Source organism: Paraburkholderia sp. BL27I4N3, from assembly GCF_003386115.1.
Taxonomy (GTDB): Bacteria; Pseudomonadota; Gammaproteobacteria; order Burkholderiales; family Burkholderiaceae; genus Paraburkholderia.
Genome location: NZ_QREJ01000001.1, coordinates 4994867 through 5013932 on the forward strand (window position 1 = coordinate 4994867; position 19066 = coordinate 5013932).

Below are 19066 nucleotides of genomic sequence, written 5' to 3' on the forward strand. Positions count from 1 at the left end.
AACGATATTTTCGTGCGAGACGAAGATCCGCAACTGTTCAGCAAATACTGGGGCGCGTATCAGATCTGGCGTGCGATCACTCGCAAGCTCGGCGGCGCGCCCGACGACGCCGCAAGGCCCGAGAGGTTGCGCGGGGCAATCTCAACGTCGATCTGCGGGTGCGGCCAGGAGACTCGAACAGCCTGATTGCGGTGATGAGCGAGACGGCGGTGTGGCTCGCCCGAATCGTCGGGCAGGTGCCCGGGAGTAGCGATGCGGTCGCAGCCGTGGGTACGCAGATCACGTCGGGCAGTGGCTTTTGAGCGAGCGAACCGGGGAGCACGAGCGCTGCGCGCGCGTGCGAACAGGGCCGTAGCCTCGCCGTGGTCGCGACTGCATTGCGCAGCCTCGCGCAACGCAGTGTGCAGGCCGCCGGCGAAATATGCGCGTTGATCGCGGCAAGTGTCGAGCGCCTTTAACCGTTCGCTCAAGCGCTAGGCTTTTTTTCTCAATGGACCGCCGGCGCCACGCTGGCAAAATTTCATTGCGTTACAGAGAAACCTAAAAAAGCGGTCGACACACCGCGGTGGCTGGTTATGCCAGCTTGCCGCCGGCTCAAGTTGGCCGAATACCCGGAGACAGCATCGACTATGAAATATAGGACCGCAATCTGTGTTTGCGCGGCGCTGATGTATATCGCGCCGGCCTGGGCGCGAGGTGAGGATGAGGCCAAGGAGGCTACGCCACCCGCAGGTGCAGGTGCCAGCATGGTAACCATGTATGGGTTGATCGATCAGGGGATCGAGTACGTCAATAACGTCGCCCACGGTAAAAATGCCACCACCAACGCTTTTCGCATGGGAGACGGTACTGCAACGTCCTATTTCGGTATTCGGGGTAGTGAGGATCTGGGGGGCGGCATGAAGGCGATCTTCGATCTGCAGGGCGGCTTCATGCCCAGCAACGGAACCTCGAGGCAAGGCGGGCGTCTGTTCGGACGGCAATCCTACGTCGGTCTCGACGACAGCACTTACGGTCGTCTGACGTTCGGTCGGCAGTACACGATGCGATTCTTCGCGGTGTCATTCATCAACCCGTTCGGTACCGGCGCACAGGGTTTGACGACGTTGGACAACGGCATCGCCAATGCCCGTGCTGACAATTCCGTGAGCTACCGCTATTTCCACGGCGGCTTCGAAGGCGGGGTGAACTACAGTTTCGGCCGCGATGCGGTCAACGGCGACCCGGCGACCGTCGCCGCCGCGAATTGCCCGGGTCAGACGACACCGTCGAACGAATGCCGCGAGTATTCGGCGATGGTCAAGTACGACGGCCATACCTGGGGCGTGGCCACGTCCTACGAGCGCAACTATGGCGGCACGTCGGGCACCTTTGGTGGCCTCACTTCGCCGAAGCTCACGGACAGCCGGTTCACATTGGGGGGCTACTTCAAGATCAAGAATGCCAAATTCGGCGTGGGCTGGATCAGGCGCGACGACGAGGGGATCAAGACACCAAAGAGCAACCTGGTCTGGGTGACGGGCACGGTGCCCGTAACGCCGTTCTTCTATATCGACGGGATGGTTGCGGGCATCAAATACGACCGTTCGCCCAACAAGGCACTGGTGCTTGTATTGCGCGGCGAGTACTTGCTGTCCAAGCGGACCTTCCTCTATGTGACGGCCGACCATATCCACAACTACGGCACCCTCACGGATGCGGCGACCACCATTACGCCGGTTCCCACGCCACCGGCTGGAGGCTCGCAGCTGTCCGTCATCGCCGGTATTCGCCACACGTTCTGAGCTCGGGCTGCCCGCAGCTGGACCGATAGGAAGTCATCAACCCTGTCAATCCCAAAGCCCGGAGCGATTTCCGGCCTTTGGGGTTTTTTCCATTACGAAGCGGACAGTTAGCCTTGAAGCTTCGCCGCGGACTGTGCCGCAGACATATCGGCCACGGCGGCGAACGGCTGCTTGCGCTGCAAGCTTCCAAGGCCGATGTACATGTCCTGCAGATAGCCGATGTCGTCGCTGGATAGCGACAGATCTTTCGAGTATGGGCGCTGGCTCTCGTTGAAATCCCAGATGGCCTGCGCCGATTTCCTATCGAACTTCTTCTGCGCGTGTTGGCGAGCGGCGAAGAACGCATCACCCGAGGCCGGCGACATGAGGAATTCGTACAGCGCGCCATAAGCGGCCATCACGGCGACCATCGACTCCTGTTTGTAACGCACCGCTGAGTCGGACGCGTAGGCGGTCTGGAAAATGCATTTGGGCAGCGCTTGCCACATGTTCGCGTCGTTGAGAACCACGAGCCCGTCGTGATCGTTCAGATGCGAGATGCTGGCGCAGCAGGCATCGACTTCGCCGTTGACTAGTGCCTGGTGGCAGTCGTCGTTGCTGCCCTTGTTCACGAATTTGATCCGCGACGCGTCGATGCCTTTTTCCCGCATGAGTTGCCGCATCAGGGAATGCAGCAAGCCGCGCTCCGGGCCAACAGCGACCGTCTTGCCCCGCAGGTCCGCAAGTGTCCCGATACCCTCTGGTTTCGCGAACACTGTCAGCGCGCATTTCTTCATTCCGGCGCCCACGATCTTCACGTCGGCACCTTGCGCGATGCGCGACAACACCTGGTTGTAGCCGGAAACCATGCACAGGTCCGCGGCGCCTGCCGCGATCGCATCGAAGGGTCCCGTCGAGCCGGGGATGGCCACGATCAGCGCGTTAACGCCGAATTTCCGGAAATATCCCATCTCCTCCATCAGCGCGTTGAGCGTGGCGTTCTCCAATCCCGGGTTGCTGACGATGCGTATTTGCGAGGACGCGCCGCGCGCGACATAGGGCGCGCCGAGTCCGGCGGCAGCGACGCTCAGGCCGAGCAGGCCGGCGCTGCGCAGGAAGCGGCGTCGTTCGGGAGATTGCGACATGGGTATCTCCATCTGCCGGGCGAGCCGGCGAGTCGTTGTGGTGGGTTTGACGCTCCGCGCCGGCGAGATGCACGAAAGCCATGCATGGGCGCGAGACGATGCAGACCGGCTGCGGGTACTCCGTCGGTCACGAGCAGTACCGCAAAAAGAGCGGAGTGCCGCTTGCAATACCACTGGGTCGCGTCGATCCTGCCTTCCAACCGGCGCGCGGGCAATTGAGTAAAATGGCCGCAGACTTAACCAAACCGTAAAGGGGTATACGACGTGTCGGCGCTTGACTGGTACCTGCAGATCAACCTGAAGGCGCGGCACTTACACCTTCTCGCAACAATTGATACGTACCGCAACCTGACGCAGGTAGCGGAAGTTACTCATGTGACCGTGCCCGCCGTCTCTAAGGCGTTGGCCGAACTCGAACGAGGGCTTGGGCTGACGCTTTTTTCGCGCACCACCCAAGGACTCGTGCCCACTCCGTACGGCGAATGCCTGATCCGGCGCGCGCGGGAAATGGTGACCATCCTCCAACAGGCGCGCGACGAGTTGAAGGCTTTGAGCTCCGGGGCCGAAGGCAAGGTTCATATCGGCATGCTGGCTGCATCGGCGTCCGTCCTGTTGCCACAGGCGCTGAGCCTGCTGAAGCAGCGCTCCCCGGGCACTAATGCGGTGGTGATCGAAGGTACGACTGCTTCGTTGCTCCCCGATCTTTGGCAGGGCCGCCTCGACCTCGTGGTGGGCCGGCTCCCCGCACCGGATACGCTCGGCAGCTTCGAGGAGAAAGAGTTGCTCGAGGATCCGGTGACGCTGGTGACGGGCCGTCATCACCCATTGGCCCGCCGGAAGAACCTGAAATGGTCAGACCTGGAACCTTATCCGTGGATCCTGCCGCCACCCGGCTCGATCCTGCGGGACCCGCTTGAACGCGCACTGGAAGTTCATGGCGTGCCGTTGACCAGCAACTACATCGAAACGCTGTCGATTCACGTCGTGCGCGCCCATTTGCAAGTCTCGGACTTTATTGCCGTGATGGCGGACACCCCCGCCAACGATCCTGCTCAGCCGCTGCATACGCTGCCGTTGAGCCTGCCGCGACTGCTGCGCCCGACTGGAGTGCTGTGGAATCGTAATCGCGGCTTGACGCCGAGCGCGGCGCTGATGGTCGCGTGCCTCGACGAAGCCGCGCAACAGCTCGCGGCAAAAAGCCATATAAGGCGCTGAGCGGCTCCCGAACCGTCTCGCGCTTTGCCCGCCACGCTGCGCGGGCCGACCTCGGCGCGTTAACCGCCGGTTCGCCTTAACCCTTTGCTCAAGCCTCGCGCAGATTTTCTCAATTGCTTCAGGTGCCCGGCCTGGCAGAAACTGACTGCGCTCGCTCGATAGTTGAACAAAAACGACGCGTTTTGCGGCACGGGACTGCAATGGTTTCGCGCTTGTCACGAAGGCGAAGCGCGGATTATTACCCGGAGACAGGACGACCATGAAGTTTATGACCGCGATACGCGCTTGCGCGGCGTTGCTAGGCATTGCCGCGATGGCGATTACCGGGCCCGCTTTTGGTCAATCGGTCGAGGACTTCTATCACGGCAAGATTCTGACGATCGTTGTCAGCGCCGATGCCGGCACTCCGACTGACATCATTGCGCGCCAGTTCGCGCGCTTCTTCGTCAACTACATTCCCGGCAAACCGCGCGTGGTCGTCATGAACGTGGTCGGCGCGGGCGGTATGGTGGCGGCGGCGTCGCTGCAGACCCGACAGCCGAACGACGGAAGCGTGATCGGCTTCCTGCAACGCAACAACCTCTATATCCCGCTGCTCGATCCGCGTCAGAACCGCTTCGATCCGCGCAAGGTGCGCTGGTTGGGCAGTCTCAACAAGGTCGAATACTGCGTTGTGTCGATGACGCGATCCGGCGTGACCAGCGCGGCTGACCTCGGCAAGAAAAAGATGTACATCGGCGCGACAGGTTTCGCCAACGAGGACCGGACGCTGCCCGCGCTGCTCGATGAGTACATGGGCGCAAAGATGAGTATTGTGCCCGGCTACACCGGCCGGGGTGAAGTGTACCTGGCGATGCAACGTGGTGAAGTCGACGGCTGGGCCTCGACCCTCGACGGACTGCAGCAGGGCGAGCCGGTGCAGATGCTCGCTCACGGCAAGATGAAGGTATTGCTGCATCTGGGCTGGAAAAGTCCGGCGCCGTTCGCGGATGTCCCGAACCTGAGCGCCTATATCACCGATCCGAATGTCAAGGCGCTGTTCAATCTGTTCCTGATGCCGTTCGATGCGGGGCGCCCGATCGCCGTTCCGCAGGGCGTGCCGCAAGACCGCATGGACGCGCTACGGGCGGCTTTCGCCAAAACGATCGCGGATCCCGCGTTCATCGACGCAATGAAAAGTTCAGGCTACCCAATCGATCCGATCGACGGCGGCGCGGTAGAGCAGATAGTCAACAAGCTCTATGCGACGCCTCAACCGCAAGTCGAGGCCGCGCGCAAGCTGATCTTCAGCTCGCACTGATGACGACAGGCTCGGTGTGCCCGGTCCCGTCGGCACAGCCCTGTTTCCGTCTGAAACCGAGATGTCAGGAACCCGAAGCGGGTGACTGATAGCAAATCACGAAGAGGTTAACTCGCATGACACCCGAAATCATCGACATTCATCCGCACATCATTTCGGCGGATACGGTTCGTTATCCGATCGCCCCGCAGCATGGTCATCGTTCGAAGTGGTCGGCCACACGGCCTGTGACCTTCGAGCAGTTGATCGCCGAGATGGACGAGGCCGGCGTTGCCAAGGCGGCGATCGTGCATTCGTCGACCACTTACGGACATGACAATTCGTATGTCGCCGATAGTGTCGCGGCGTATCCGGTGCGCTTCACCGGGGTGTATTCGTTCGACCTGCTGGCGCCGGACGCATTGAAGACTTTCGATCACTGGCTGGCCAACGGCATGGGTGGTATCCGTCTGTTCACCGGCGGCGCGACCCATCAGAGCGACGGCAGCTGGCTCGTCGATCCCGCGACTTTCCCGATCTGGGAGCGCTGCGCGGAAATCGGCATGACCATGGTGGTGCAGACGACGCCGGAAGGTCTGTCGATGGTGGCCGAACTGGCCGGGCGTTTCCCGACCGTGAAGATTGCACTCGATCACTGCGGGCGGCCCGATCTCGAGGACGGCCCTCCGTATGTACGCTGCGCGGCACTGTTCGAGCTGGCGAAGTACCGCAATGTGTACCTGAAGATCACTCCGAAAACGTTCGATCTCGCGCAGGCCGCGCCGGGTGGGGCAGCGGCGTTCTTCCCGCAACTGGTGAAGGTGTTCGGCGCGGATCACCTGGCCTTCGGTTCGAACTATCCGGCCTCCGTCGGACCGTTGAAAAAGCTGATCGAACAGGGCAAGGCATGCTTCGCGGCGCTTAGCGATGAGGAGCGCGCATGGGTGTGGGGCCGTACGGCGAAGGTCCTTTACCCACCACTGGCTGACTGAACCCGTGACGAGGCCGAAGATCCAGACAGCTTCGCCTGCTTCGATGTTTCCGATCTTCGCAGCCCCATGGGCTTGCGATGCGAGCCAACCGGGCTCGCCCTTTCATCAGGATCACGCATGGAATTTTTCAACGACGCAACGTTAATGGCAGCGGGCCATGCGCTGTCGACGCTCCTGCAATTCAACCGGCTGATCTTCCTCGTTTTCGGCGTCACGGTCGGACTGGCGATCGGCCTGCTGCCGGGGATCGGCGGACTGACGGGCTTTGCGTTGCTCGTGCCGTTCACCTACACGATGGACCCGGTCGCCGCGTTCGCGATGCTGCTCGGCATGGCCTCGGTCATTACGACCTCCGACGTGATTCCGGCGGTCCTCTTCGGGGTGCCGGGTCATGCGGCTTCGCAGGCGACCGTGCTGGACGGCCTGCCGATGACCAAGCGCGGTGAAGCGTCGCGCGCATTGAGCGCCTGCTATACGTCTTCGCTGCTCGGCGGTCTGATCGGCGCGGTGATGCTGGCCATTTCGCTGCCGTTGGTGCGCCCGTTCGTGCTGTCGATCGGCACGCCCGAAATGTTGGGGCTGACGATATTCGGCGTCTCGATGGTGTCGGCGCTGTCCGGCAACGCGCCGTTGAGGGGTGTTGTCGCGGCCTGCTTCGGGATTCTGGTCGGCATGATCGGCACCAATGTCGAGACCGGGCAAATGCGCTGGACAGGGGACATTCTTTATCTGCAGGATGGCATCCCGCTGGTTCCGATCATTCTCGGCATTTTCGCACTGCCCGAGTTGTGTGAGCTCGCAATCCGCCGCACCGCGATCGCCGAAAAAGTGCAATTCAATTCGCGCGAAGGGATGCGCCAGGGCGTGATCGACGGTCTGCGCAACTGGTTCCTCGTGCTGCGCTGCGGCGGCCTCGGCGCGCTGCTCGGCGTGGTGCCCGGCATTACGGGCGCGGTGACGGACTGGATCGCTTACGGTCATGCGTTGCAGACCTCGAAGGGCGCGAAGCAGACCTTCACCACCGGCGACGTGCGCGGCGTGATTGCGCCCGAAGCCGCCAATAACGCACGCGAAGGTGGCAGCCTCGTGCCGATGCTGGCGTTTGGCGTGCCGGGCGGCGCGGCCCAGGCCATCCTGCTCGGGGCGATGATGGTGCACGGGTTCATCCCCGGGCCCGACATGCTGACCAAGCACCTCGCTTTTACCTACTCGATGGTGTGGTCCATCGCGCTGGCCAATATCTTTGGCGCGGGTCTGTGCTTCCTGCTCAGCGGGCAATTCGCGAAGGTTTCGACGCTGCGCTACACGCTGATCCTGCCAGTCATCATGCCGATCATCTACGTCGGCGCGTTCCAGGGTTCGCGCAGCTGGGGCGATCTGTTCGTGCTCCTGACTGCGGCGGCGATCGGCTGGACCATGAAGCGTCTGAAATGGGCGCGCCCGCCGTTGATCCTCGGTCTGGTGCTCGGCACGCTGATGGAGCGCTACATGACGATTTCCTTCGTGCGCTACGGCACGCAGTGGATGACGCGCCCGATCGTGATGGTGCTGCTGATTCTCGCGGCGCTGGTGTTTTTCAAGCCGCTGTTCAACGCGCTGCGCTCGGGCGGCCTTGCGCGCATGCGGCCGAGCGGGAAGATCGTGCTCAAGCCGGAGGATCTTGTCTATGTGTTCTTTATCGGCATCGGATTGTACACGCTGGTGAGCGCGCAGAGCTGGTTGCTGATGGCGAAAATCGGGCCGACGGTGATTGCGAGCATTCTCGTGCTGGCCGGCAGTTTCAGCCTTGCGTACAAAATGTTCTTTATTCCGGCCACGGCGGGCTCGGGTCACGCCGGCGGCGGAATTCACATGGACGTGTCGAGCGACCACGGCGAAAAGCTGCCGAACAGGGTGGTGCTGCTCAGGGCCGCGAAGTTCTTCGGCTGGTTCATCGGCTTTCTGGTCTGCATGTCGGTAATCGGCCTGATCCCCACGGTGCCAATCGTCATCGTCGCGTACATGCGGATCGAGGGCCGCGAGTCCTGGAAGCTCTGCGTGATTCTCGCGGCCTGTGTGACGGCGCTCATTTACGGCGTGTTCGACCGGATCATCCATATCCCGTGGCCTAGCAGCCTGTTGTGAGGCCGGCGTGCCGACATGGCTGCGCGGCTTGCGCCCCTGATTGCTGAATCAACCCTGGAAGGAAATCGCATGACGAATAACCGACTCGAACGCATCGACCCAGAGCGGGCCTCGGACGAGCAAAAGAAGGTCATCGCGCGGCTGGGCGAGGGGCGTGGGCGTATTCCCACCCCGTTCAACATCTGGTTGCACAACCCGAATCTTGCGGCCGGGATGGAGATCATCGGCACCCACGTCGATCGCTCGCCGGTGCTCAGCGAGGCGGAGACCGAAGTCGCGATTCTGGCGACCGCGGTGTTCTGGAATTCTCCCTACGTGATCGCCAACCATCGCCGGCATGCATTGAAGGCGGGTGTGCCTGAGGCGATGGTCAGCGCGATTCTGGAGAAGCGCCGCCCTGCGGCGGGCGATGACCGCTTCGGCCTGGTCTACGAGGCGGTCGACGACCTGCTCGCGGGCGCCGCGATCGACGACGCGCGTTTCGACCGTTACGACGTCGGGCTGGGCCGCGCGGTGATTGCCGAACTGCTTGTCACGATCGGCTATTTCACTTCGATTTCGCTCGGCATGACGCTGCACGCGCTCGAGCCGAAAGACTGACCCAAAAGATCCGGCGGCGCGCAGCCTCGACCGTTGCACCGCCGCATGTTGCTTGAACGAACTGGCGAAACCGCGGAGGTACTCGACGTGTCGGCTCTCGACTGGTATCTGCAGATCAATCTGAAAGCGCGCCATATGCGCCTGCTGGTGACGATCGACACGTACCGCAATCTGACCCAGGTGGCCGACGTCACGCACGTGACCGTGCCCGCCGTCTCGAAGTCGCTTGCGGAACTCGAACGGGGCATCGGACTCACGCTGTTTTCGCGCACCGCGCAGGGCCTCGTGCCCACCCAGTATGGCGATTGCCTGATTCGTCATGCGCGCGAAATGCTGACCATACTGAATCATGCGCGCGACGAGTTGAAGGCGCTTAGTTCGGGCACTGAGGGCAAGGTTCATATTGGCATGTTACCGGCCTCGGCTTCGGTGCTGCTACCGCAGGCATTGAGCCTGCTGAAGGAGCGCTCTCCGGGCACCAACGTGATGGTCACCGAAGGCACGACGGCCTCACTGCTGCCCGAACTGTGGCAAGGCCATCTCGATCTGGTGGTGGGCCGACTGCCGCCGCCGGATACGCTCGGCAGTTTCGAGGAGAAGGAATTGCTCGAAGAACCGGTGACGCTGATGACCGGCCGGCATCACCCGCTGGCCCGCAGAAAGACGCTCGCATGGTCGGATTTGCGGCCGTTCCCGTGGATCCTGCCGCCGCTCGGCTCGATTCTGCGCGATCCGCTGGAACGCGCGCTCGAAGCGCATGACGTGCCGCTGACGAATAACTACATCGAAACCCTGTCGATTCACGTTGCCCGCGCGCAGCTGCAGATCTCGGACTTTATCGCGGTGATGGCGGGGACGCCGGGCGGCGACACCCCGCAACCGCTGCATACGCTGCCGTTGAGTCTGCCGCGGCTGCTACGGCCGGCCGGTGTGCTGTGGAACCGCAATCGCGGGCTCACACCGAGCGCGCAACTGATGCTCGCGTGTCTGGAAGAGGCCGCCCAGCGTCTTCAAACGGGACAGGGGACCGCTGCGCGCGCGGTGTCGCCCCCAGCCAAAGCAACCCGGAGCCATCCTGCCACCGATGCGCAATAAGCGCGCATTCAGGCATCGTTGATCTGCGTGGGTCGGTGATGGCTCGCGCCGGTCGGTCTGTCGTTTATCGCCCTCTCGTCGATGTTCAACCCCCGGCGTCGGCATCGGCGCGGGCGGCGTTTGCCGTTAGCCATCGGGTCAACGCAACCGGGCGCTCAACCCTGGTAGCCACGACGCGAGAGCTTGTATGTCGCTGCGCACGACGCTCTCCGGCGCCTTGCGCGCCGCGCGCACCGCGCTTCTGGCCCGACTTTACCGAACGGTTAACTGGCTCGCAGCTTAATTCAATAGACGCAAAGCCGGCGCGGCAAGATGATTGAGTCAACGAGATCAACTGAATAGCCGCCCGGCTCCGTAGCGGGGCTGACCTAGCACGGCGAGCGCAGGCTGATTCGATTGTCCAAGTCACAGGAGACTAAATTGACCAAGCAAGTACATCTCAAGATCGCCATTGCGGAGCACCCGCACACCGCCGCGATCCGTGACGGTTCGATCCCTATCGAGGGCGTCGACGCCGAGTTCATCACAGTCCATCCGCAAATCGGCGCCTTTCGCCGCATGGTTCGCGACGTTGAATTCGATGTGTGCGAACTGGCACCGACCACCTACATCATTGCCCGCGCCTATGGCGCGCCTTTCGTCGCGCTGCCCATTTTTGTCGTGCGTCGTTTCCATCATTCCGGATTGCTGGTGCGCCCGGACGCGGGGATCAAGACGCCCAAGGATCTCGAGGGCAAGAAGGTCGGCGTGCGCGCCTATTCGGTCACGACCGGCGCGTGGACGCGTCAGGTGCTGATGGACGAATTCGGCCTTGATTCGTCGAAGGTGACCTGGGTGGTGGATGACGAAGAACATGTCACGCAGCTCAAGCTGCCGCCGAATGTCATTCATGCGCCGGACGGCACCTCGCTTGCGGAGATGATGGAGAAGGGCGAACTGGCCGCCGGGTTCGGCGCCAACGCGGGCATTGGCCGCACGGGCGCGCCGACGGGCGGCTGGAAGGAAGTCGAAGCCGACTATCCCGATCTGTTCCCGAACGCGGCCGAGCTGGAAGCCGAGTATTACGCCCGCACTGACGTGTACCCGATGCACGGCACGATCGTCGTCAAGGATTCGGTGCTCGCGGAGCATCCTTGGGTGGCCAGGTCGATTTACGACGCTTTCGATCGTGCCAAGCAGGAGTGGCTGGCTCGTCTCGATGCGGGTGAACTCACCGACAAGAAGAACGCGAAGTATCTCGAGTTGCGCAAGATCGTCGGCCACGACCCGCTGCCCTATGGCATCGAAGAAAACCGCAAGACCATCGAGGCTCTCGAAGCCACCGCATTCAAGCAAGGCCTGACGCCGCGGCGCATGTCCATGAGCGAGCTGTTCGTCGATCCCCGCGTCTGAATCCCGCACGGAAACCAGAAACATGATTATCGATTGCCACGGCCACTTCACGACCGTCCCGGCTTCTTTCCGCGACTGGCGCGCCAAACAGATCGAGTTTGCCAACGACCCGGCGAACGCGCCGTCCGTCTCGGGAGCACACGTAACCGATGACGAGATCCGCGAGGGCGTCGGCAACGGCCAGTTGCGTTTGCAAAAGGAGCGCGGCGGCGACCTCACGTTGTTCTCGCCGATCGCCGGCCTGATGAGCCACCACCTCGGCAACGAGCGCACGAGCCTGGAGTGGGCCGAGGTGTCGAATAACCTCGTGCGCCGCGTCTGCGACATCTATCCGGACAACTTCGTACCCGTCTGCCAGTTGCCGCAGTCGCCGCTGGCGCCGCCTAAAAACTCCGTGCCCGAGCTGCGCCGCTGCGTCGAGGAAATGGGGTTCGTCGGCTGCAACCTGAATCCCGACCCGAGCGGCGGCTACTGGACCGGCAAGCCGGTAACGGACCGCGAGTGGTATCCGCTCTACGAGGCGATGTGCGATCTCGACGTGCCCGCCATGATTCACGTCGCGGCCTCGTGCAACCCGTGTCACCACGGCACCGGCGCGCATTATCTGAACGCCGACACCTCGGTGTTCATGCAGTTGCTGCAGAGCGATCTCTTCAAGGACTTCCCGACGCTGCGTCTCGTGATCCCGCATGGCGGCGGCGCGGTGCCTTACCACTGGGGCCGCTACCGTGGCATGTCGCTGGAGATCGCCAAGCGTCCGCTCGAAGGTCTGCTGGACAATATCTTCTTCGACACCTGCGTCTACCACCATCCGGGCGTGGAACTGCTGACCAAGGTCGTGCCGACGAGCAACGTGCTGTTCGGCTCGGAAATGGTTGGCGCCGTGCGAGGCCGCGACCCCGACACCGGCGAGTATTTCGACGACACCAAGCGCTACGTCGACGCCTGTGCGGCGCTAAGCGAGACCGACCGGCATGCCATTTTCGAGGGCAATGCGCGCCGCGTGTATCCGCGCCTCGACCAGCACCTCAAGACCAAGGGCCTGTAAGCAGGCGAATAACAGGAGGGAGACCATGAGCATCATCGATATTCATCCGCATATCATTTCGGACGACGAGAAGCGCTACCCGCCCGCGCCGCTGTTCGGCAAGCGCTCGGATTGGTCGCAGGAGCGGCCCAACACGGTCGAAGCGTTGATCGCGGCGATGGATGAGGCCGGCGTCGCCAAGGCCACGGTCGTGCATTCATCGACGACCTACGGGTTCGACAACAGCTATGTGGTGGACAGTTGCAATCGCTACAAGGATCGGCTCATCGCCGTCGGTTCGGTGGATATGCTGGCCGACGATGTGCAGGCAGTGATCAAGGCCTGGGCCGATCAAGGCCTTGCCGGCTTGCGGATCTTCACCGGCGGCTCGACCAAGGATTTCGATCCTAGCGAGCTCGATAATCCGAAGTCCTTCAAGGCGTGGGAAATGCTCGCCGAACTGAAGCTGCCCATGTGCATCCAGACCGGGCCGATCGGCCTGCCGCAAGTGCGCATGCTGGCCGAGAAATTCCCGGCCGTGAACATCGTTCTCGACCATCTCGGCCGGCCTGACGTGCTCGACGGGCCTCCCTACGCCAACGCGGCCAGCCTGTTCGCGATGGCCGACCTGCCCAACCTCTATCTCAAGCTCACGCCACGCATCTTCGGCGACGTGAAGAAAGAGAAGGCCAGCGCGCAGACCTTCTTCCCGCGCGTGGTCGAGGCATTCGGCGCGCAGCGCCTCGCCTGGGGCTCGAATTTCCCGACCTCGCCTGGCGAACTCAAGGACATTCTGGCGACGGCTGAAGAAGGGCTGGCCAGCCTCGGCGAGGAAGACCGCGCCTGGATCTTTGGCAAGACTGCGCGGAAGCTGTACACAGCCTTGAACTGAGCTTCGAAACATGCCAACCGCGTGTGCCGTCACTGAGCGGCGCCGCAGCGAGAAAGAGAGATTCCTATGTCGATCAACCGTCTCAACAGCATCATTCGCGCCTTTGAATCGGGCAAACCCGCGCATGCCGCTTTCGCCAAGCTCGATAAGCAGACCGCCATCGAAATGAGCGATTCGCCGTACGACGGCATTGTCTTCGAAATGGAGCACAACCCGTATGACGTGAGCGCGCTCGGCGACGCTCTGCAGTACATGCTCAGCCGCAAACAGATCGCCGAGTCCGCATCGGTGGCCCCCAAGGTGACACCGCTGGCGCGAATCCCGGCCAATGGCGTCGAGATGAACCAGAGCTTTGCCAAGCAGGTGCTGGACCGCGGTGCTTACGGCGTGATCTGGCCGCATGTGGCGACCGTCGAGCAGGCCTACAACGCTGTCGCGTCCTGCCGTTATGCGCGGCCCAAGAGCGCGCCGCTGTATGAGCCGAAGGGCGTGCGCGGCGACGGCCCGGCCAATGCGGCGCGCTACTGGGGGCTTTCGGTGCAGGAATACTACGAAAAGGCCGACGTGTGGCCGCTGGCGCCGCAGGGCGAGATTCTCGTCGGGCTGATGTGCGAGAGCACGCAGGCCATCGAGAACCTCGACGATATTCTTGCTAACGTGCCCGGCATCGGTTTCATTCTGATCGGCGAGGGTGACCTAAGCCAGGAGTTGGGTCTCGCGCGGCAATACGAGCACCCCGAGGTCGCGGATGCAATGCGCCGGATCGCCGAGACTTGCCACAAGCACAAGGTGGTGGTCGGCAATCCGCACGTCACGGCCAGGAACCATCGTCGCCTGATCGACGAGGGCTACCGCTTCCTGATGTCGGCGCCGCAGCGGACTTATGGCGTGGTCGGTCTCGCACGCGAAGTGGCAGGTTACTGATGAACGGCGCGGAAAGTATGGTCGCGGCCCTGGTCGATCAGGACGTGGACATCTGCTTCGCCAATCCGGGCACCTCGGAGATGCACTTCCTCGCGGCGTTGGGTAACAACCCGAAAATGCGCAGCGTGTTGTGCCTGTTCGAGGGCGTGGCGACTGGCGCCGCCGACGGCTGGTACCGGATGAAGGACAAGCCGGCCTCGACGCTGCTGCATCTCGGACCGGGATTGGCGAATGGTCTTGCGAACATCCACAATGCAAAGCGCGCTTCGTCGGGCATGGTGAACGTTGTCGGCGAGCATTCGGTTTCGCATCTGAAGTATGACCCGCCGCTCACCTCCGATATCGAGGGCCTTGCGCGGCCGCTGAGCCACTGGGTGCGGCGCGTCGAATCGGCCGACAGCATCGGCTGGGATACCGCGCAGGCGGTCGCGAAAGCCAGTGAGCATCCGGGGCAGATCGCCACGCTGATTCTGCCCGGCGACACGTCGTGGCAGCAGACCGCCGCGGCGCGCGTGCTGCCTCTGGCTGTCGAAAGCCGCCGCAAGACGCCGAGCGCCGCTCGCATCGAGCACGTCGCGCGGGTGTTGCGCTCCGGCGAGCCTACTCTATTCATTCTTGCCAACAAGGCGACGCGCGGCGCGGCGCTCCAAAAAGCCGGCCAGATCGCGGCGGCGACCGGCGCGCGGCTGGGCTCGCAGTTTTTCACCGCGCGCATCGAGCGTGGCGCGGGCCGTGTGCCGCTCGCGCGGATTCCGTACGCGGTGCCACAGGCGCTCGCGTTTCTGAAGGACTTCAAGCACATCGTCACGGTCGAGACTACCGAGCCGGTCGCTTTCTTCGCCTACCCGGACAGGCCGAGTTTGCTGAAGGCCGAGGGCACGCTGGTCCACCCGCTGGTCGAGGCCGACGAGGACAGCGAATTCGCGTTCGACATGCTGCTGCAGGCACTCGGCGCCACCGGCACTGCCGCGCTCGTGCAGCCGCGCATCGAAACGCCGGTGCCCAGCGGCGCGCTCAATCCCACCAGCATCGCTCACGCGCTGGCGGCGGCGCTGCCCGAGCACTGCATCGTCGTCGATGAATCGCTGACGACGGGCCGCGAGTCCATGAGCCTGACGATGGGCGCGCGGCCGCACGACCTGATCAACAACATGGGCGGCTCGATCGGCTATTCGACGCCGGTCGCGACGGGTGCGGCGCTCGCTTGCCCGGATCGGCGCGTGTTCTGCATGGTCGGCGACGGCAGCGCGATGTACACGATCCAGTCGCTGTGGACCCAGGCGCGCGAGAACCTGAACGTCACGACGATCATCTTCGCCAACAACAGCTACGCGATTCTGAAGGCCGAGTACGCGAACATGGGCGCGGGAGCGCCTGGCGAACGCGCGCTGTCGATGATCGACATCGACAACCCCCGCATCGACTGGCTGGCGATGGCCAGGAGCATGGGCGTGCCGGGCGCCGCCGTCGAGACAGCGGAGGACTTTCACGAGGCGTTGGTCGATTCGGCTCGCGAGGCGGGTCCGCGCCTGATCGAGGTTCGACTTTGAAGCGGCTTTGATTCGCGATTTCACTCGCGATTTTTCAGGTAACAAGCAACAGGAGAGATATCCATGACAACGACGCTGACTGGTGCGCCGACGTTGCGCACCAATCTCGCCGAATACGCGGTGACGAAGGCGATGCGCGACGGACGCGTATCGTCGGATCTGGTGACGCTGGATTTTTGCGGACCGACTCCCGCGCATAACGGCTTCAAGGCGATGGTGCGCGAGAATAAATTTGACGCCGGCGAACTCGCGATCGTCACGTTTCTGCAGGCCAAGGCCTATGGTAAGCCGTACGTGCTTCTGCCGACGCCGATTTCCGGCCGCTTCCAGCATCACTGCGCGGGCTACAACATCGACTTCGGGCATCTCGATCCTAAGGATATCGAAGGTAAAAAGGTCGGCGTGCGGACCTACACGCAGACCACCGCGCTGTGGATTCGTGGCATCCTGCGCCACGAGTACGGCGTGGACCTCGACAAGGTCGTGTGGGTGACGCTCGGCGACGGCCACCTGGCCGAGTACAGCGATCCGCAAAACTGCCAGCGTTTGCCGGCCGGATCGTCGATCCCGGAGATGATGCTCAAAGGCGAGCTGGCAGCGGCGCTGCTCGGCGAAGACATGCCAAAGGACGAGCGCGTGCGCACGCTAGTGCCCGACGCGCACGCTGCCGCGAAGGACTGGTTCTCGCGCACTGGCGTCGTGCCGATCAACCACATGTTCGTGGTGCACGAAGAGCTGTCGAAGCAACGTCCTGACATCGTTCGTGATCTGTACCGGATGATCGTGGACAGCCGCTCGCTCGCCGAAGGCGTGCCGGCGATTTTTCCGCCGCTCGGGCTCGACGCGAACCGCGAGGGGCTGCAACTGGCGGTCGACTGGGCGTTCGATCAGAAGATCATTCCGCGCCGCCTATCCGTCGACGAGCTGTTCGACGATGTGACTGGCAGCCTCGGTTGAATGTCGGAAGTTAAGTTCGGATAACTAGGGAAAAAATCGGAGCCGAGTGGTGGAGATCACAGTACGTAAAGCGGGTCACGCGGAGAATCGCTGGCGCATTCTCATGCTGCTCGCGGTTGGGCCGATGATCTCCTTCGTCGACCGGGCCAACATGTCGGCCGCAGTTACACGCCGCCCGTCGCCGCGATTTTCGTGTTTCTGATCCTTGACGCGACGAGCAACGTGGTGTTGTTGCAGCGCAAGTGGGCGCCGAAGGTGAATGAAAGCGAGCTCGAAGTGCCGCCGTCCCAAGCGGTTTGGTTCCGCCGGCACCCGTTGACAAAAAACACTCGCAAGTTCACCGAAAAAGGCTGCATGTACCGATGAGCCCGACCAAGTACACGTCTTCGTCCGCGCTGGACGCGCAGTCAGGGATGGCGGCATTGTTCCAGCATGCGGCGTTGACGCGTTTCCTGAGCGCCCGCGCCGGTTCGATCACCGCCCAGCAAATGCTCATGCTCGCGATCAGCTGGCATATGTACGATCTGACGTCGAGCGCCTGGTATCTGGGGCTGGTCGGACTGTTTCAATTCATGCCCGGGCTCGCAACGACTTTGTTCGCCGGACATTGCGCCGATCGGCTGCATCGCGGCAAGATCGTCGCGGTCTGCCTGGCGGCTCAGGCCGCAATCGCCACGTTGCTTGCGGTGTCGACGATCACGCACGCGGTGAGCCGCGACTTGCTGCTCGGGCTCTCGCTCGTGCTCGGCGCGATCCGGCCGTTTCAGATGGCGGGTCAGCAGGCGCTGTTGCCGATGCTCGTTCCACAAGCGTTATTGTCACGTTCGATGGCGCTCAGTACAGTGGTCCAGCAGGTCTGCGTGATCGCCGGGCCGGCGCTCGGCGGCTTGCTGTTCGCGGCCGGCATCAAAGCGCTTTACCTGACCTGCATCGCGCTATTTTGCGTGAGCGCGGTGCTATACGCGCTGATCCGTTATGACCACGTTGCGCCGCCGCGTGAGCCCGTGACGGCCGAAACGGTGCTGGCCGGCTTGCGTTTCGTCTGGGGCAACCCGTTGCTGCTCGGCGCGATTTCCCTCGACCTGTTCGGAGTACTGTTCGGCGGCGCTACTGCGCTACTGCCGATCTATGCGAAGGAGATTTTGCACGTAGGTCCGCAAGGGCTGGGTTTGCTGCGCTCCGCGCCCGCGGTGGGCGCACTGTGTGTCGGCCTGGTGCTGTCGCGACGGGCGATTCGCAGTGGTGTCGGCCGCAAGCTGCTGATTGCCGTGGCAGTGTACGGCGCGTCGATCGTCGCGTTTGGAGGGTCCCGCTCGTTCCCGGTTTCGCTGCTGCTGCTGGCGATCTCGGGTGGCGCCGACACGATCAGCGTGATCGTGCGCCAGACGCTGGTCCAGTTGGAAACGCCGGATCGCATGCGCGGGCGCGTGGCGGCCGTCAACACGCTATTCATCGGCGCGAGCAATCAACTCGGTGAATTCGAATCCGGTGTGTCCGCGGCGGCCTTTGGCGTGGTCGGTTCGGTGGTGCTCGGCGGGTGCGCGACGATCCTCGTCAGTGCCGCGTGGAGTCGACTGTTCAAGCCACTGGCCCGGCGCGAGACATTCCAGTGAGCTGGCTCGCCTTAACGTTCTGGTTAAACCTCTGGCGTCTATCTTCAATGGACGGTGTCCGCCTGGCGACCGATGATGCCCATACCGGCTTGCCTTCTCCAGTCGCTGAGAGCCAGTTCGGGTCGTTTGGTGTTGGCGCACGAACGAATTTGCTGAAATAGCTTCGTGGACACGCCAACACGTCCGCAAAGCGCGGAGACGTCTATGAGTGGTCAGCACCATTCCCTGCGCACCCTTGTCGGTGACTGGTTCGGCAACGGCGGACAGTTCCGGGTCACGCGGCCCGGCCGCACTACGAAAATGCCGTGGCGAGCCGTGCAAGTCGAAGTCGCGCGCTCATCCGGAACATTCGCGATCGTGTTCTTTCGGCATGACGACGGCTCATGGTGTGTCTATCCGCCGCCGGTCGTGCGGCCCGTGTTGAAGTGGCTATGCACTTAGCCGTGCCGGCGCGCGTGCCGCAACTCATCGCCGCATAGCTTCCAAAGCGCCGCGAAT

General features: G+C 62.8%; 16 protein-coding genes and 1 pseudogene. 16 read left to right on the top strand and 1 reads right to left on the bottom strand.

The genetic code is table 11. The features are described 5' to 3' along the window. Positions 1 to 335: 335 nt before the first annotated feature. Positions 336 to 458: pseudogene (locus B0G71_RS22845) on the top strand (hypothetical protein); the annotation flags it as partial. Positions 459 to 629: 171 nt separating this feature from the next. Further along, the gene (locus tag B0G71_RS22850) at positions 630 to 1784 is read left to right on the top strand and encodes a porin (protein ID WP_116144367.1); all 1155 of its coding nucleotides are present in this window, start codon (positions 630 to 632) and stop codon (positions 1782 to 1784) included. Positions 1785 to 1891: 107 nt separating this feature from the next. Here B0G71_RS22850 and B0G71_RS22855 read toward each other — a convergent pair whose 3' ends face one another. After that, the gene (locus B0G71_RS22855) at positions 1892 to 3220 is read right to left on the bottom strand and encodes an ABC transporter substrate-binding protein (RefSeq protein ID WP_241974938.1); all 1329 of its coding nucleotides are present in this window, start codon (positions 3218 to 3220) and stop codon (positions 1892 to 1894) included. On the opposite strand from B0G71_RS22855, the gene B0G71_RS22860 reads away from it, so the two are divergent. The 14 genes from B0G71_RS22860 (at position 3173) to B0G71_RS22925 (ending at position 19009) form a co-directional block, all read left to right on the top strand. Further along, a complete protein-coding gene (locus B0G71_RS22860; RefSeq protein ID WP_116144371.1) occupies positions 3173 to 4123 on the top strand; it encodes a LysR substrate-binding domain-containing protein in 951 nt (316 codons plus the stop codon). The genes B0G71_RS22855 and B0G71_RS22860 overlap by 48 nt on opposite strands. 259 nt (positions 4124 to 4382) lie before the next feature. After that, a complete protein-coding gene (locus B0G71_RS22865; protein ID WP_116144373.1) occupies positions 4383 to 5423 on the top strand; it encodes a tripartite tricarboxylate transporter substrate binding protein in 1041 nt (346 codons plus the stop codon). 116 nt (positions 5424 to 5539) lie between these two features. Further along, a complete protein-coding gene (locus tag B0G71_RS22870; protein ID WP_116144375.1) occupies positions 5540 to 6394 on the top strand; it encodes an amidohydrolase in 855 nt (284 codons plus the stop codon). 117 nt (positions 6395 to 6511) lie between these two features. Then, a complete protein-coding gene (locus B0G71_RS22875; RefSeq protein WP_116144388.1) occupies positions 6512 to 8518 on the top strand; it encodes a tripartite tricarboxylate transporter permease in 2007 nt (668 codons plus the stop codon). Positions 8519 to 8533: 15 nt separating this feature from the next. Then, entirely contained in the window at positions 8534 to 9118 is a 585-nt protein-coding gene (locus B0G71_RS22880) for a carboxymuconolactone decarboxylase family protein (protein WP_258875643.1), read from the top strand. 45 nt (positions 9119 to 9163) lie between these two features. Further along, positions 9164 to 10213 (top strand): LysR substrate-binding domain-containing protein, encoded by a 1050-nt coding sequence (locus B0G71_RS22885; protein WP_241974942.1) that lies wholly within the window; start codon positions 9164 to 9166, stop codon positions 10211 to 10213. Positions 10214 to 10633: 420 nt separating this feature from the next. Beyond that, a complete protein-coding gene (locus tag B0G71_RS22890; RefSeq protein ID WP_116144392.1) occupies positions 10634 to 11605 on the top strand; it encodes an ABC transporter substrate-binding protein in 972 nt (323 codons plus the stop codon). 22 nt (positions 11606 to 11627) lie between these two features. Then, positions 11628 to 12653: an amidohydrolase family protein gene (locus B0G71_RS22895; protein WP_116144394.1), complete on the top strand. Its 1026-nt coding sequence runs from the start codon at positions 11628 to 11630 to the stop codon at positions 12651 to 12653. Between the two features lie 25 nt (positions 12654 to 12678). Further along, on the top strand, positions 12679 to 13524 hold the full coding sequence (locus B0G71_RS22900; protein ID WP_116144396.1) for an amidohydrolase: 846 nt from the start codon (positions 12679 to 12681) through the stop codon (positions 13522 to 13524). A gap of 66 nt (positions 13525 to 13590) precedes the next feature. After that, entirely contained in the window at positions 13591 to 14448 is an 858-nt protein-coding gene (locus tag B0G71_RS22905; RefSeq protein ID WP_116144398.1) for an HpcH/HpaI aldolase/citrate lyase family protein, read from the top strand. Continuing rightward, positions 14448 to 15998 (top strand): acetolactate synthase large subunit, encoded by a 1551-nt coding sequence (locus B0G71_RS22910; protein WP_116144400.1) that lies wholly within the window; start codon positions 14448 to 14450, stop codon positions 15996 to 15998. Before B0G71_RS22905 ends, B0G71_RS22910 begins: the two co-directional genes overlap by 1 nt. Positions 15999 to 16061: 63 nt before the next feature. Beyond that, on the top strand, positions 16062 to 16955 hold the full coding sequence (locus B0G71_RS22915) for a phosphate ABC transporter substrate-binding protein (protein ID WP_116144402.1): 894 nt from the start codon (positions 16062 to 16064) through the stop codon (positions 16953 to 16955). 413 nt (positions 16956 to 17368) lie between these two features. Next, entirely contained in the window at positions 17369 to 18568 is a 1200-nt protein-coding gene (locus tag B0G71_RS22920; protein ID WP_116148787.1) for an MFS transporter, read from the top strand. Positions 18569 to 18772: 204 nt separating this feature from the next. Further along, entirely contained in the window at positions 18773 to 19009 is a 237-nt protein-coding gene (locus B0G71_RS22925) for a hypothetical protein (RefSeq protein WP_116144404.1), read from the top strand. Positions 19010 to 19066: the final 57 nt, after the last annotated feature.

What these genes read in the sequence shown, in the direction of transcription:
- B0G71_RS22850 (WP_116144367.1), top strand. Translation starts at nt 630, where the DNA reads ATGAAATATAGGACCGCAATCTGTGTTTGCGCGGCGCTGATGTATATC.
- B0G71_RS22865 (WP_116144373.1), top strand. Translation starts at nt 4,383, where the DNA reads ATGAAGTTTATGACCGCGATACGCGCTTGCGCGGCGTTGCTAGGCATT.
- B0G71_RS22870 (WP_116144375.1), top strand. Translation starts at nt 5,540, where the DNA reads ATGACACCCGAAATCATCGACATTCATCCGCACATCATTTCGGCGGAT.
- B0G71_RS22875 (WP_116144388.1), top strand. Translation starts at nt 6,512, where the DNA reads ATGGAATTTTTCAACGACGCAACGTTAATGGCAGCGGGCCATGCGCTG.
- B0G71_RS22880 (WP_258875643.1), top strand. Translation starts at nt 8,534, where the DNA reads ATGGCTGCGCGGCTTGCGCCCCTGATTGCTGAATCAACCCTGGAAGGA.
- B0G71_RS22885 (WP_241974942.1), top strand. Translation starts at nt 9,164, where the DNA reads ATGTTGCTTGAACGAACTGGCGAAACCGCGGAGGTACTCGACGTGTCG.
- B0G71_RS22895 (WP_116144394.1), top strand. Translation starts at nt 11,628, where the DNA reads ATGATTATCGATTGCCACGGCCACTTCACGACCGTCCCGGCTTCTTTC.
- B0G71_RS22900 (WP_116144396.1), top strand. Translation starts at nt 12,679, where the DNA reads ATGAGCATCATCGATATTCATCCGCATATCATTTCGGACGACGAGAAG.
- B0G71_RS22905 (WP_116144398.1), top strand. Translation starts at nt 13,591, where the DNA reads ATGTCGATCAACCGTCTCAACAGCATCATTCGCGCCTTTGAATCGGGC.
- B0G71_RS22910 (WP_116144400.1), top strand. Translation starts at nt 14,448, where the DNA reads ATGAACGGCGCGGAAAGTATGGTCGCGGCCCTGGTCGATCAGGACGTG.
- B0G71_RS22915 (WP_116144402.1), top strand. Translation starts at nt 16,062, where the DNA reads ATGACAACGACGCTGACTGGTGCGCCGACGTTGCGCACCAATCTCGCC.
- B0G71_RS22920 (WP_116148787.1), top strand. Translation starts at nt 17,369, where the DNA reads ATGGCGGCATTGTTCCAGCATGCGGCGTTGACGCGTTTCCTGAGCGCC.
- B0G71_RS22925 (WP_116144404.1), top strand. Translation starts at nt 18,773, where the DNA reads ATGAGTGGTCAGCACCATTCCCTGCGCACCCTTGTCGGTGACTGGTTC.